Annotated in this window: 15 protein-coding genes; 10 read left to right on the forward strand and 5 right to left on the reverse strand. The window is 34.2% G+C overall.

The genetic code is table 11. The features are described 5' to 3' along the window. The first annotated feature begins 54 nt into the window (after positions 1-54). Entirely contained in the window at positions 55-1,674 is a 1,620-nt protein-coding gene (locus ACFPH8_RS08215; RefSeq protein ID WP_376860055.1) for an amidohydrolase, read from the forward strand. A gap of 122 nt (positions 1,675-1,796) precedes the next feature. On the opposite strand, the gene ACFPH8_RS08220 is transcribed toward ACFPH8_RS08215, so the two are convergent. Continuing rightward, positions 1,797-2,501, reverse strand: a complete 705-nt coding sequence (locus ACFPH8_RS08220; protein WP_376860057.1) for a class I SAM-dependent methyltransferase — start codon at positions 2,499-2,501, stop codon at positions 1,797-1,799. 53 nt (positions 2,502-2,554) lie between these two features. Here ACFPH8_RS08220 and ACFPH8_RS08225 point away from each other — a divergent pair, with 53 nt between their 5' ends. From ACFPH8_RS08225 to ACFPH8_RS08240, 4 genes are all read left to right on the forward strand, one after another. Continuing rightward, a complete protein-coding gene (locus ACFPH8_RS08225; RefSeq protein ID WP_376860059.1) occupies positions 2,555-3,076 on the forward strand; it encodes a YkgJ family cysteine cluster protein in 522 nt (173 codons plus the stop codon). A gap of 34 nt (positions 3,077-3,110) precedes the next feature. Next, entirely contained in the window at positions 3,111-3,950 is an 840-nt protein-coding gene (locus ACFPH8_RS08230) for a sterol desaturase family protein (protein WP_376860061.1), read from the forward strand. Between the two features lie 165 nt (positions 3,951-4,115). Next, positions 4,116-4,499, forward strand: a complete 384-nt coding sequence (locus ACFPH8_RS08235; protein ID WP_376860063.1) for a hypothetical protein — start codon at positions 4,116-4,118, stop codon at positions 4,497-4,499. 216 nt (positions 4,500-4,715) lie between these two features. Then, entirely contained in the window at positions 4,716-5,504 is a 789-nt protein-coding gene (locus ACFPH8_RS08240) for a hypothetical protein (protein ID WP_376860065.1), read from the forward strand. Between the two features lie 7 nt (positions 5,505-5,511). Here the strand turns inward: ACFPH8_RS08240 and ACFPH8_RS08245 are convergent, their stop codons facing one another. Beyond that, a complete protein-coding gene (locus tag ACFPH8_RS08245) occupies positions 5,512-6,777 on the reverse strand; it encodes an exo-beta-N-acetylmuramidase NamZ family protein (RefSeq protein ID WP_376860067.1) in 1,266 nt (421 codons plus the stop codon). On the opposite strand from ACFPH8_RS08245, the gene ACFPH8_RS08250 reads away from it, so the two are divergent. The 3 genes from ACFPH8_RS08250 (at position 6,778) to ACFPH8_RS08260 (ending at position 10,189) form a co-directional block, all read left to right on the forward strand. After that, positions 6,778-8,013, forward strand: a complete 1,236-nt coding sequence (locus ACFPH8_RS08250) for an ABC transporter permease (protein ID WP_248395247.1) — start codon at positions 6,778-6,780, stop codon at positions 8,011-8,013. Positions 8,014-8,278: 265 nt separating this feature from the next. After that, positions 8,279-9,259 carry a PLP-dependent cysteine synthase family protein gene (locus ACFPH8_RS08255; RefSeq protein ID WP_248395246.1) on the forward strand — a complete coding sequence of 327 codons (981 nt, stop codon included), beginning with the start codon at positions 8,279-8,281 and terminating at the stop codon, positions 9,257-9,259. Between the two features lie 75 nt (positions 9,260-9,334). Further along, complete coding sequence (locus ACFPH8_RS08260) at positions 9,335-10,189, forward strand: T9SS type A sorting domain-containing protein (protein WP_376860070.1); 855 nt, start codon at positions 9,335-9,337, stop codon at positions 10,187-10,189. Positions 10,190-10,198: 9 nt separating this feature from the next. On the opposite strand, the gene ACFPH8_RS08265 is transcribed toward ACFPH8_RS08260, so the two are convergent. Genes ACFPH8_RS08265 through ACFPH8_RS08275 form a run of 3 tightly spaced genes read right to left on the reverse strand, consistent with a single transcriptional unit; the run spans position 10,199 to position 11,919 of the window. Next, entirely contained in the window at positions 10,199-10,582 is a 384-nt protein-coding gene (locus ACFPH8_RS08265) for a DUF3037 domain-containing protein (RefSeq protein WP_376860072.1), read from the reverse strand. After that, entirely contained in the window at positions 10,572-11,351 is a 780-nt protein-coding gene (locus ACFPH8_RS08270; protein WP_376860074.1) for a HipA family kinase, read from the reverse strand. The genes ACFPH8_RS08265 and ACFPH8_RS08270 overlap by 11 nt, the downstream gene beginning before the upstream one ends. Before the next feature lie 34 nt (positions 11,352-11,385). Beyond that, a complete protein-coding gene (locus ACFPH8_RS08275) occupies positions 11,386-11,919 on the reverse strand; it encodes a CIA30 family protein (RefSeq protein WP_376860076.1) in 534 nt (177 codons plus the stop codon). A gap of 95 nt (positions 11,920-12,014) precedes the next feature. On the opposite strand from ACFPH8_RS08275, the gene ACFPH8_RS08280 reads away from it, so the two are divergent. Together ACFPH8_RS08280 and ACFPH8_RS08285 are read left to right on the forward strand one after the other, a co-directional pair. Then, the gene (locus tag ACFPH8_RS08280) at positions 12,015-13,286 is read left to right on the forward strand and encodes a DUF2851 family protein (protein ID WP_376860078.1); all 1,272 of its coding nucleotides are present in this window, start codon (positions 12,015-12,017) and stop codon (positions 13,284-13,286) included. A 16-nt stretch (positions 13,287-13,302) separates the two neighbouring features. Beyond that, the gene (locus ACFPH8_RS08285; RefSeq protein WP_066251082.1) at positions 13,303-13,530 is read left to right on the forward strand and encodes a PspC domain-containing protein; all 228 of its coding nucleotides are present in this window, start codon (positions 13,303-13,305) and stop codon (positions 13,528-13,530) included.

Genomic DNA, 13,530 nt, shown 5'->3' on the forward strand with positions numbered 1-13,530 from the left:
TTGCGTATTCCTACTATAAAGAGGAACGCATTGAAAACTAATTTTAAAATGAATATGAAAAAACTTCTAACCCTAGCCATTTTCGCAACCGTATTGTCTTGTCAAAAAGAAAAAACGCCAGTTGATGCTATTGTAATCAACGGAAACATCTACACGGTAAATGGTAATTTTGATAAAGCTGAAGCCTTCGCCATAAAAGACGGTAAGTTTTTAGAAATTGCCTCTTCAAAAATACTTCAAGAAAAATACGTAGCAGATACTATTATTGATGCCCAAGGCAAAACTATTGTGCCAGGCTTCATTGATGCGCACGCACATTTTGAAGGTTTAGGTAATAATTTATTAAGTGTGGACCTAATGGGGACGGATAGTTTTGATGAAGTTTTAAAGCGTGTTTTAGATTTTCAGAACGAGCATCAACTTGGCGTTATTTATGCCAGAGGTTGGGATCAAAATGATTGGGAAGAAAAAGAATTTCCTAATAACGCTTTACTCAATCAGCTTTTCCCTGATACACCTATTGCTTTAGGTCGTGTGGATGGTCATGCTACCTTGTTTAATCAAGCCGCATTAAATTTAGGAAATGTAACGGAAACCAGTGAGATTGATGGAGGCGATTTCATTAAAAAAGATGGCAAGTTAACCGGTGTTTTAGTAGATCGAGCTCAAAACCTCGTTTTTAATAACTGGCCAGTAGCCTCAAGAAGTCAACGTGTGAAAGCGCTTTTAGCCGCTCAAGAGGACTGTTTTAAATTTGGTTTAACCACAATTGATGATGCAGGAGTTTCGGCTGATGCTATTGAAATAATGGAGAGTTTGTATGAGACGGGCGATTTAAAAATTAGGTTATACGTCATGGCAAGTGGTACGGAAGATCAGTTAGATTACTACTTAAAAAACGGCATTGTAAAAACGGATCGTTTGCATATTCGCTCGTTTAAAATCTCGTCTGATGGCGCGCTTGGATCTCGTGGTGCTTTATTACGTGAGCCGTATTCCGATGCACATACGGTTTACGGTTTACCGGTTACGAGTTTAGATTATTTAGAAAAAGCAGCAACACGAATTGCGAATTCAGAATTCCAATTGAATACACATGCTATTGGTGATTCGGCCAATCATGCCGTTTTAAATATTTATAAAAAAGCACTCAATGGCAAAAATGATAGACGTTGGCGTATTGAACATGCACAAATTGTTTCACCTGAAGATTTTGAAAAATTTGATGACATTATGCCATCCATACAACCTACACATGCAACTAGCGATATGTATTGGGCCGAAGATAGGATAGGAGCTGAACGCATTAAAGGTGCTTATGCTTATAAAAAGTTATTGGATACATACGGGAAGGTAGCACTAGGAACCGATTTTCCTGTGGAAAAAGTAAGTCCGTTTTTAACCTTTTATGCCGCTGTTGCCAGACAGGATTTAAAGGAATTTCCTAAAGATGGTTTTCAAATGGAAGATGCCTTATCACGTGAAGAGACTTTGCGTGGTATGACCATTTGGGCAGCTTATTCTAATTTTGAAGAAAACGAAAAGGGGAGTATAGAAGCAGGTAAGTTTGCCGATTTTATTATGCTAGATCGTGATATTATGAATGTTGATATTCAGCAAGTTCCTGAAACTAAAGTGGAACAAACCTATTTGGGAGGAGTTCAAGTTTATTAGTATTTAGGCATTAGTAGGGATTGGAGATTAATGATTGTTGATTGTTGAAATTGGGAAAACCTTAAACCAAAAACCGTGAACCTAGAGCACTGAACTTTAAACCTTGAAATTTAAACCTTGAACTAGTAATATAATCGTGCCAAATAATCATAATGTGCACCATCTAGTATCTTCTCACAGTTTAATCCAACCGTTTGGCACGCAAGATTCAAGGTTTCAAAATCTAGATATAACCATTTCATAGGTATTTCATCTTCACCTTTATAACTTAAATAGTAGTCCAATTCGCCATGATAATTGGCTTGGGTATTAATCCATAAACCGCCATCTTCATCTTCGTACATGTATTTTATATCTGAAGAATCTATTAGAACCTGACCACCAGGATTCAACAACAATTTTAAATGGTTTAAGTAGGTGCTGACTTCAGATAACTCTTGAAAAATGCCTGTACCATTCATCAGTAATAAAATGGTGTCAAAAGTTTCGGTTTCATCTAAAAGGGCTTTTAATTCAGCGTTTTTTACACCACGTTCTGTGGCCACATCAATAGCGCCTTCCGAAACATCAATAGCTTTAACAGAAAAACCTTTTTCTTGTAAATATAAACTATGACTCCCTGCACCACACCCAACATCTAAAATTTTCCCTTTTGCTAACTGTAAAGCTTTCTGTTCAAGCATGGGCATGTCCTTAAACGCTCTAAATAAATAGGGAATAGGTAACTCATCGTCTTCAGAAATATTTGTAGAAGTAATTAAATCTTCCGTATAATTTCCCGATTGATAATCCAATAATGCTTTTCCGAATATGTCTTTTAATTCCAAAGTTTGCTATTTAAAGTTTATTGTTAAGATGGTTTTCCTAATTTTGTAATGATTTGAATCTCAAACCAGAAAATTTGAACCTGAAAGCCAAAATAGAAAGCCTTCCAAAACTTGCCAAAGATAAGCATAAGGACAATAAAGATTTCTTTAAAAAACTAAAAAAGAAACCACCAAAACAATTAGATTATATCATGCAAGAACTTCATGAAGCTGAATTTCAACGTACAGATTGTTTGGAATGTGCCAATTGCTGTAAAACAACTGGGCCGTTATTTACTGATAAGGATGTTCAGCGGATTTCAAAACATTTTAAAATGAAACCACAACCGTTTATTGATCAATTTTTACGAGTTGATGAAGATAATGATTACGTGCTACAATCTGTCCCATGTACATTTTTAGGAGCTGATAATTATTGCAGCATATATGAAGTAAGGCCAAAAGCTTGTGCCGAATTCCCACATACGGATAGAAAGAAATTTCAACAAATAGCTAATCTTACCATGAAAAATGTAGAAATCTGTCCGGCAGCTTTTAATATTGTGGAGGAAATGAAAAAACGGATTAAATTTTAAATTGAACTTTTACTATCTTTAAACAAAAAAGAATTTGGAAGCAATTATCACTTATTTTGAAACCATTCCCACATTACACCGAAGTATTTTATTAGTAGGTGGTATTATGTTTTTTTGGTTTTTAGAGGGTGCCTTACCTTTATTTCAGTTTAGTTACAAGAAATGGAAGCACGCTTGGCCAAATTTGTTTTTCACCTTAACAACCATCATTATTAATTTTGGATTGGCCTTTTTATTACTTATGTCCACGGATTGGGTAGCAGCCAATAATTTCGGTATTATTAATTGGTTACCCGAAATGCCTTTAGGTTTATATGCGCTTTTGGGAGTGTTACTACTGGACTTTTTTGGCGCTTATTTGGCACATTTTGTGGAACATAAAGTCAAACCACTTTGGATGGTTCATTTGGTGCATCACACCGATCATCATGTAGATACAACTACAGGAAACAGACACCATCCTATAGAGAGTGTCATTCGGTTTTCTTTTACCATTTTGGGTGTGTTTATTGTAGGAACACCTATAGCTATTGTTTTTCTATACCAATCTTTATCCGTCATTTTTACGCAATTAACACATGCTAATATAAGAATGCCTAGAAAGCTTGATAAGTTAATGAGTTATGTGTTGGTCTCACCTGATATGCACAAAGTCCATCACCATTATGTTCTGCCTTATACAGATTCTAATTATGGAAATATATTTTCTATTTGGGATAGACTCTTTGGAACCTATATGGAACTAGATCGGGATAACATTGTTTATGGTGTAGATGTGTTTCCAGACGAAGTTGCTAATGGTAAAATTGGTGAGTTATTAAAGCAGCCTTTTAAGAAATATCAAAAACCGACTATTATTCCTGGAAAGGACTAAATGTTTAGGTAAGTATAGGTAAGTATATGAGAAGCACAGCTTTCATCCGACTTTTATGCTGTTTGTAGACAAGATTATAAATAATTGTGGGCGTTTGTTTAGATTTATCTCGAGAGATTAATGCGCTGTCGTTGTGTTGGTTATAAACAAAACACAATGATTTTTATGAACACTTACGTTTTCCCTTTTTTCCTATTTCCCTTTTTATTCAGTAATCAGTTTGCCAATTCGCAAACCAGCTACATGGCTAAAATTGAGAAAAACACGAACTTATATGCAAACACCTTACTGCACGAATTAAATGCAACCAAGGACACCCTACTATTACAAAGTCCTACAAAAATTAGTCATATTTATTCTATTAATACGGCATATAAGCGTGAAATAGATCTGTATATAGATGCTAAAAATTTTCAGATACCGTTACAAAATTTATCTAAAGGAAAACATGTACTCGTTGTTTCGCAATCCGCTAAAAAAATAGTTTTTGTTATTTATATAATCGATGCTTTTACTAGAATTGAGCGTACAAAACTTTCTTATAAATAAAGTTGTTAGTATTAAAGCTGTAACAATAACAGCAACATATCTTACTGTCTGTTTGTCGATTATTTCTTCATTCACCTTCTGTTAGTCTATTAAATATAAAGACTGAACGAATAAACATCTCAATATTTGAAGTATTTGCCTTGACCTCATACTTTTACAGTATTAAATATCTGATTAATAGCCCATAACAGATTGTTTAATTTAAATATATTCGTCATGAAACTACTACGTATAGTGATGTTTATGATTTTAGTTACTAGTTGCCATTTTGTTTCCCTCGCACAAAGTAATATATATTCTACTATAACAAAGAACATAAATACCAAAGCAGCCAGCTTGGCTCATAATTTGAATGCGACAGGTGATACCTTGCTTCTAAAAAGTGAATATCCTCTTTCCAAAATTGAAATAATAAGCGAATCGGGTGTGCAGATTATGCCGCTTGGTGGCAACAAAAAGGAGGTAAAAGTCCCATTGAGTTTTTTAGAGGTTGGTAATTATACGCTTTCCGTATTATTTATAGAAGGTAAAGATGACACCTATATTTACAGTAAAACCGTTGTTTTTAAAATTGCAAGATTGCTGCCCATCATGGAGTTTGCTGCGCCTAATACACGATTAGCAGCAACTACGAACATGGATAAGGACATTATTTTAAAACCTTCGGAAATAAATGACTCAAAAGCTCGTGAATTGGTCAAATCGGAAAAGCAGATTAAACCGTCTCCTGATACAAAAGGACTATTAATAAATAATGAAGCATTAAAGCAATTTTATCCGCCAAGCGAAACGGCTTTAAAGAATAAAAAATTTACCACTAAAAACAAAGCTGTAGCGATTTACAAAACCACTAAAATTAGTAAAGGTGAAAGTGAAGGAACAATTTTTGTTCCTTATAGTTTGTCTGATCCAAGGCGTTTAAGTAATGATAAACGCTATGTCATTCAAACACGAGCAGAATACAGAGCCGCGAATTTAAGACCTAACGGAAAACCGTACGATTAGCCGTATGTTATCTATAAATTAAATATGCTTGTCTCATGCTATCATAGGTTTGCAAATCACGAACCCAGGTTTTTTTAATTTCGTAGGCGGTATGACTACTTTCAATTTGTTTTTGCAACCTGTCAGTTCCTGCTAATTTGATAAAAAAGTTATTAAAAAAGGTTGCTTTGTCCGATGTTGCTTGATAGGCTTCAATCAAATAATTTAAATCCAGTCGGTTTAGTTGTTGCGCGTCACTTAGATCTAAACCATAACAAACTTTTCCTTCATGTTTTGGATATTTGGAACCTTCATTTGGTTTTGGAGTAAATTCAAAATTATAATTGAACATCGCTTTATCTAGAAAAGGACTCCCAAATATTTGAAACTGTTTTTCTGTTCCACGTCCAGCACTAACATTGGTGCCTTCAAAAAAACACAAACTCGGATACAGATTTATAGCCACATCGTTCGGTAAATTGGGCGATGGTTTAATTGGTAAACTATAAGCTGTTTGGTGCGTATAATTTTTTACAGGAATAACCGTGAGTATGCAATTAACGTTGTTTTTCAACCACTTTTCGCCATTTATCATTTGGGCATATTCGCCAATAGTCATACCATGAACCACAGGCACTGGATGCATGCCAACAAAACTTTTATGAGCCATTTCTAAAACAGGACCATCTATATAATGACCGTTTGGATTGGGTCTGTCCAAAATTAAGAGTGGAATATTTTGTTCTGCACAAGCTTCCATAACATAATGTAATGAGGAAATGTAAGTGTAAAAACGGGCACCAACATCTTGAATATCAAAAATTACATAATCAATATCAGCCAATTGTTCAGGTTTTGGTTTTTTATTGTCACCATACAGCGAAATTATAGGCAAGCCGGTTTTAGTGTCTATTCCATCTTTAACTACTTCGCCAGCATCAGCAGTTCCGCGAAAACCATGTTCTGGCGCAAATACTTTTTTTATATTGAGGTTTAATGCGACTAATGAATCTACCAAATGCGTGTAACTTGTATGTCCCGAGTTTTTAAATATAACCGAAGTCTGATTGGCAACAATACCAATTCGCTTTCCTTTTAATAAGGGTAAATACGCATCTGTTTGATTAGCACCAACCACTAAATCTTTTTTCGTTTCAGGATTAGAATGTGCTGAATTTTGAAGCATATTTGTTTTTTCAACTGATTCCGTTTGTGAAAAGTTTCCACAAGAAATCAGTACCATAACAAATAATAAAACTGTATTTTTGAATCGATTTAAAAGTAATTGCATCATTTGAATTTCGAATATTTTATAGCAAAACGCATTATTGATAGTAAAGCGTATAAAAGTAGCGTTTCGGCACCAATAATAAAAATTGGTATCGCTGCAATTGCCATTGGTATTATTGTCATGATGATTTCCATTGCTACTGGAATTGGGCTTCAACAAAAAATTCGTGAAAAAGTAGTTGCGTTTAATGGTGAATTAATGATTTCCAAGTTTGGCAATAATAATTCGCAAGAGAGTGATGGATCACTTTCATTAGATCAAGATTTTTATCCTGAATTCAACGCGGTTGAAGGTGTTGAACATATCCAAGGTGTGGCAACAAAATTTGGAATTATTAGAACCGAAACCGATTTTGAAGCTATAATTGTAAAAGGTGTTGGTACGGATTATAAATGGGATTATTTTCAAGAATACCTAGTTAAAGGGAAACTTCCAGAATATACAGATGCCTATAGTCAGGATGTTTTAATCTCCGAATTCACCGCCAATCGGTTACATGTAACGGTTGGAGATACCATTCAAACCTATTTTGTAAATAAAGATTTCAACCAAAAAGTACGTATTATTCCTTATGAAATTGTGGGTATTTATAATTCCGGATTTCAGGAATTTGACAAAACTTATCTCATTTCGCATATCAAACATTTACAACGTATTAATAAATGGGAAAAAAATCACGTTGGTCATTTTGAGCTTTTTGTGGATGATTATTCGCAATTAGATGCTATTCGCGAGCAAGTATATCAAAACACACCATCTGAATTTAATACCGTTACGGTGGAGAAAAAATTCGATTCCATTTTTGAGTGGATAAGTATTTTTGTAAAAAACATTTATGGCATTATTGGCATTATGGTTCTGGTAGCGGGATTTAATATGGTTACCGCATTACTCGTTTTAATCTTAGAACGCACGCAAATGATTGGTATTTTAAAAGCGTTGGGAAGTAATAACTGGACCATCCGAAAAATATTCTTGTACAACGCATCCTATTTAATAGTTTTAGGATTAATCTGGGGAAACCTCATTGGTTTAGGCATTCTATTGGCGCAAAAATATTTTAAAATTTTCCCTTTAGACCCAAATGTGTACTACGTAAGTGAAGCACCTGTTTATTTAAGCATCACCTATATTGCCGCTTTAAATATTGGTACGTTTATTCTGTGTTTACTAATGTTGTTGATTCCTTCTTATATCATCACAAAAATTTCGCCAGTTAAAGCTATTCGGTTTGAGTAATGTTCAGATTACAGTTTGCGGTACTCAATCGCAGTTTACAGTTTTCAGTCATAGTTGCAGTTTATCAGGTTATCATTAAATAATTTTGACGTAAACTCTTTATGAATCTCCACGTTTCTCCACAAATCTCCATGCAAAAACTCCCTATCAAAAAACCTTTCGTGCTTTCCTATCAAAATCATACCTTTGCAATTCTAAATTAAGAACACATGTAAAAAGGTAATCGCTATTGTTTAGTGCGAACGATTATCTTAAAAACTCATATATGGATTACGTAGAAAATATACTAGGAACCATTGGTAATACACCCATGGTAAAATTAAATAAATTAACAGCAGATTTACCATGTTTGGTATTATCTAAATACGAAACTTTTAATCCCGGAAACTCTGTTAAAGATCGTATGGCTTTAACCATGATTGAGGATGCGGAAGCAGATGGACGTTTAAAACCGGGCGGAACGATTATTGAAGGAACGTCAGGAAACACAGGTATGGGATTAGCTTTAGCTGCTATTGTAAAAGGTTACAAATGTATTTTTGTGATTTCAGATAAGCAGTCTAAAGAAAAAATGGATATTCTTCGTGCCGTTGGAGCAGAAGTAGTTGTGTGTCCAACAGATGTGGAGCCAGATGACCCAAGAAGTTATTATTCTGTTTCCAAACGATTGGGTGAAGAAACACCAAATTCTTGGTATGTTAATCAATATGATAACCCAAGTAATGCCAAAGCACATTACGAAAGCACAGGTCCAGAAATTTGGAAACAAACCGATGGAAAAATTACGCATTTTGTTGTTGGTGTTGGAACAGGAGGAACTATTTCTGGTGTTGGTAAATATTTAAAAGAGCAAAATCCGAATGTAAAAATTTGGGGAATTGATACGTATGGAAGTGTCTTTAAAAAATACCATGAAACAGGAATTTTTGACGAGAAGGAAATTTATCCATATGTAACCGAAGGTATTGGTGAAGATATTTTACCAGAAAATGTGGATTTCAGTATTATAGATGGTTTTACCAAAGTTACGGATAAAGACGCCGCTATATATACCCAGAAATTAGCCAAGGAAGAAGGCATGTTTTTAGGGAATTCGGCGGGAGCAGCAATAAAAGGCTTGTTACAGCTTAAAGAGCATTTTACAAAAGATGATGTAGTTGTTGTTTTATTCCACGATCACGGAAGTCGTTATGTTGGAAAAATGTTCAACAACGAATGGATGGAGAAAATGGGTTATGTTGAATAAGGTTTCAATTAACCTTTTGGAAGATTAAGTCCTAAAAGTTATTTTTTGTACCTTTAAAGTGCTAGATCTATTTGTATGAAACATATATACTTTTTTATATTTATTTTTATTAACATTTCTACTTATGCGCAACAACATCAGATTCAGATTGAGTTGGTGGATGAAAATGTTGGGTATTCATTAACGGTTGGAGGACAGTATTCAAACGAATCCAATGATGCCGGTTTAAATCTAATATTTCAAAATCATAACGTTACGTCTTATGAAATGGTCTATGGTTATACAAATGAAACCATGATGGATAAATTAGGTGTTGTAAGTTGTGAAGACTGTGACGTGGAGCAGTTTTTGCAAGACTTAACAAATTATAATTCAGTAATAAACTACGTTGATATATTTTCTGGGGATGTTTTGTCTAATGGTTTAGTTCTAAATCTAGTAGACAATAATGTCGGCAGTTTTGTGTCATACTCCAATGAAATAGCCGTTACAAATGATGGAGGATTAAATCAAATATTTTCTGATTATAATGTGCGTCTTTATGAGAATGTAAATGTTGGAACTTCCTATGAACAATATGAATTGGTATGTAATTGTGATGCTAATTTGCTTAAGCAAGAATTAGATAGTTATTCTACCGTTGTTTCAATTACAGATTATGTTTATGCATCCTTTTTATTATCAACTGCAGATATAGAAAGTCAAGTAGTAAAAATTTATCCTAATCCGTTCACAAACATGATTAATTTAGATACAGTAACTCCAATAAAAACGATTGAGGTTTATAACATATTGGGAAAAAGGGTTCATGTTTCTTCAAAGACTCGTAATTTTGAAAATTTTGCACCAACCTTAACACGCGGTATTTATCTTTTAAAGATTATTAACCAAAATGGTCAAACTTCAACAAAAAAGTTGATTAAGAATTAAGAACGAATTTTACAATACAAACAATTCAAAGAGGCCTTCCAAGGTCTCTTTTGGATTTGTACAGAGTCCTGAATGTGTTTTGGAGCATTGAAGAATGGTGCTTTTGGAAGCTGCCAACCATCGGAATCTATCAGAAACTTCCATTTTTTCAATAAGGCCACCAGAAGGATTACCTTGGCAAACGGACTCCCAGACTTTTAAATAGCTCTCAATTTCAGCTTTATCTATGTCGCTTGAATATGCGGCTAGTTTTTTAGGATTTATATAATACTTCATGCCTAGAAATTTTTTCCGCTTCGAAAAAAGGATCACACCAATATTAAAGAATTCCTCCCGTTCAACTTTAGGAACCAATCTTATAATGGCATATTCAAAAGTAACGTTATCTGGCATCTTCAGCTTCTTTAACTAATTGATCAATCATGGCAAGTTTGGCCTTTAAATAGGTGGTATAAGCTGCTCTCATGTCGTTTGGAGAAAACGTATCCGCGTCACTTTCAAGCCAATCTTCCGGGATTAATGAAATAATTTCTTCAATTTTCTCCGTGTTAAGTTGTGTTGTAATGTGTTGAGAAGCTTCATTTAAATTTTTGGCAAACTCTAGTAATACATGATCTTTAATAAGTGGAAACGTTCTCGTTAAATGGTTTTCCCATGTTTGCCAATTATGGTGAAAATAAAAACTAGCACCATTATCAATAACCCATAATTCTTTATTCCAACTTAAAAGGTTGGTGTTTTTAGCGGTTCGGTCAATATTACTAATGATGCTATCCATTAAAACTATTTTGGAAGCCGTCAAAGAATCAATATGGGTTACTAACGGATCAAAAGTAATAGCACTAGATAAATAGTGAAGTCCGAGATTTAAACCCACACTAAATTTGAGTAAATCTTGAATTTCCTCATCAGGTTCGGTTTTGCTGAAGGAGTCGTCTAGATTCATGAACACCAATTCGGGCACATGTAAACCGATAGCGCGTGCAATTTCGCCACCAATAAGTTCGGCAATTAATGCTTTTTTGCCTTGACCAGCACCTCTAAACTTTAAGACATACAGGAAGCCATCATCCGCTTTTACTATGGCTGGAAGCGAACCACCTTCGCGCAATGGATTGATATATTGCACTACATTTACCTGTCGGATTTCTATTGTATTCATGAATTCGAAGATACTAAAAAGTTCAGATGAAATTTTACTTTACTAACACAATACTCTCTATTTCTAATTGAAATTTTTGCGGTTTTTTAGTACCGATTAAAAAACCAATTTCTTCCATATTTTTACCAGGGAAATTGGGCATGTCTAAATTTCGACCACGGAAAACAGCAGGCATATTAGTAAAGGCAATGTCTATGGTTTCCCAATCTCCAGAGGTTTGAAATGTGGCTGCATAACTATATCTATTATTTTTGTTGGACTTTACACGGAATTGATAGGGATTACCATCACCTTTTATTCGGATTCTAAAACGTGTAAAACCTTCGTGATTTTTTACATTACAATCGTGTCTAACAGAAGAAAAACCGCCATTATTTTCTAATGATATTTCGCCTTTAAAAATACCATTTCCAGCTTCATTAATACTAAACGTGCCATTAGATTTTCCGCCCATAACCACATCATCAAGAATATACCAATCGGTTTGTTTACTATCTGTATTAAAGTTATAAAGTGTCATAGGTGTTTGTGTTAGAAGGATTACGGTTAGAAAAGCAAGATATTTCATGTAAATAGTTAGTTTCCGCTTATTTTTAGTTTTTGTAAAAATACGAAACTCGCAACACAGCGCCATAATTAGTTTAAAATATGTAAATTAGGAGGATGCAAGAAGCGTTTTTACATTATTTATGGCAGTTTAAAAAGTTTCAGCTTTTGAATTTGAAAACAACTCAAGAGCAGCTTATTACTGTGGTAAATTCAGGACAGCACAATCAGCTTTCTGGCCCTGATTTTTTTGCAGCGCAACTTAAAATTGATAATCAGCTTTGGGCAGGAAATGTAGAAATTCATATTAAATCTAGCGATTGGTATGTGCATCATCATGAAAAAGATCCTGCGTATCAAAACGTGATACTTCATGTGGTTTGGGAACACGATACCGATGTTTTCAGAAAAGATAATACCGTAATTCCAACATTGGAACTGAAGCATCATGTGGATAAAAAATTACTTAATAATTACCATGAACTCTTCTCTAAAAAACAATCATGGATAAATTGCGAAAATGAATTTAGTGATACACCAGACTTTTTATTGCAAAATTGGTTGGAACGCTTATATATAGAACGTTTAGAGCAGAAGTCCGTTGCAATTACGCATTTATTGAAAAAATCAAAAAACAATTGGGAAGCCGTGTTGTTTGCCATGCTCGCTAAAAACTTTGGTCTTAATATTAATGGTGATGCGTTTTTAAGCATGGCACAATCTATAGATTTTGCTATCATTAGAAAACTTCAAAATAAACCTGAAGAGCTGGAAGCCTTATTTTTAGGTCAGGCCGGATTATTAAGTTCAGAAAGTAATGAGCCTTATGAGCTGCAATTGAAGGCGCATTATAAATTTATGAAAAACAAATTTCAATTGGATAATAGTTTGGTAACACAACCGCAGTTTTTTAAGTTACGGCCTCCTAATTTTCCAACCATACGCTTATCACAATTGGCCGTCTTATATACTGAAAATGACGCATTGTTTTCAAAAATAATGGATTGTAAAACCCTTGAGCAAATTTATAAGCTTTTTCAAGTGGGCTGTTCTGAATTTTGGAGAACACATTTTACGTTTCAAACGACTTCCAAACCATCAAAAAAGATTTTGACTAAAAATTTTATTCACCTATTAATTATAAATACGGTTGTGCCTTTAAAATTTGCCTACAATAAAAAACAAGGAACAGATGTAATTTCAGAACTACTAGAACTTATGGCACATGTTCCTTCCGAAAACAATACCATTGTAAATAAGTTTAACCAATTGAAACCAATGCCTAATTACGCCAGTGTTTCACAAGCGTTATTACAGCTGAAGATGCAGTATTGCAATCCAAATAAATGTTTACAATGCGCTATTGGAAATCGCTTAATAAGCAAATAAATTATTACATTGCAACATGAATTTTTTTTATAATGCCTTACTTTATTTTCAAAAGCGTGGTTATTACGTTTGCCAGCGTATAGCTGACCGCATGGGTATTCGTGCGAAGGTTGTAAGAACCTCATTTATGTATCTCACCTTTGTGACATTAGGCTTTGGTTTTGCCCTCTATTTGTTTATTGCTTTTTGGATGCGAATAAAAGACTTATTATTCACAAAGCGCTCATCAGTGTTTGATTTATAA

It is taken from the genome of Bizionia hallyeonensis, assembly GCF_042657385.1.
GTDB classification, from domain to species: Bacteria; Bacteroidota; Bacteroidia; order Flavobacteriales; family Flavobacteriaceae; genus Algorimicrobium; species Algorimicrobium hallyeonense.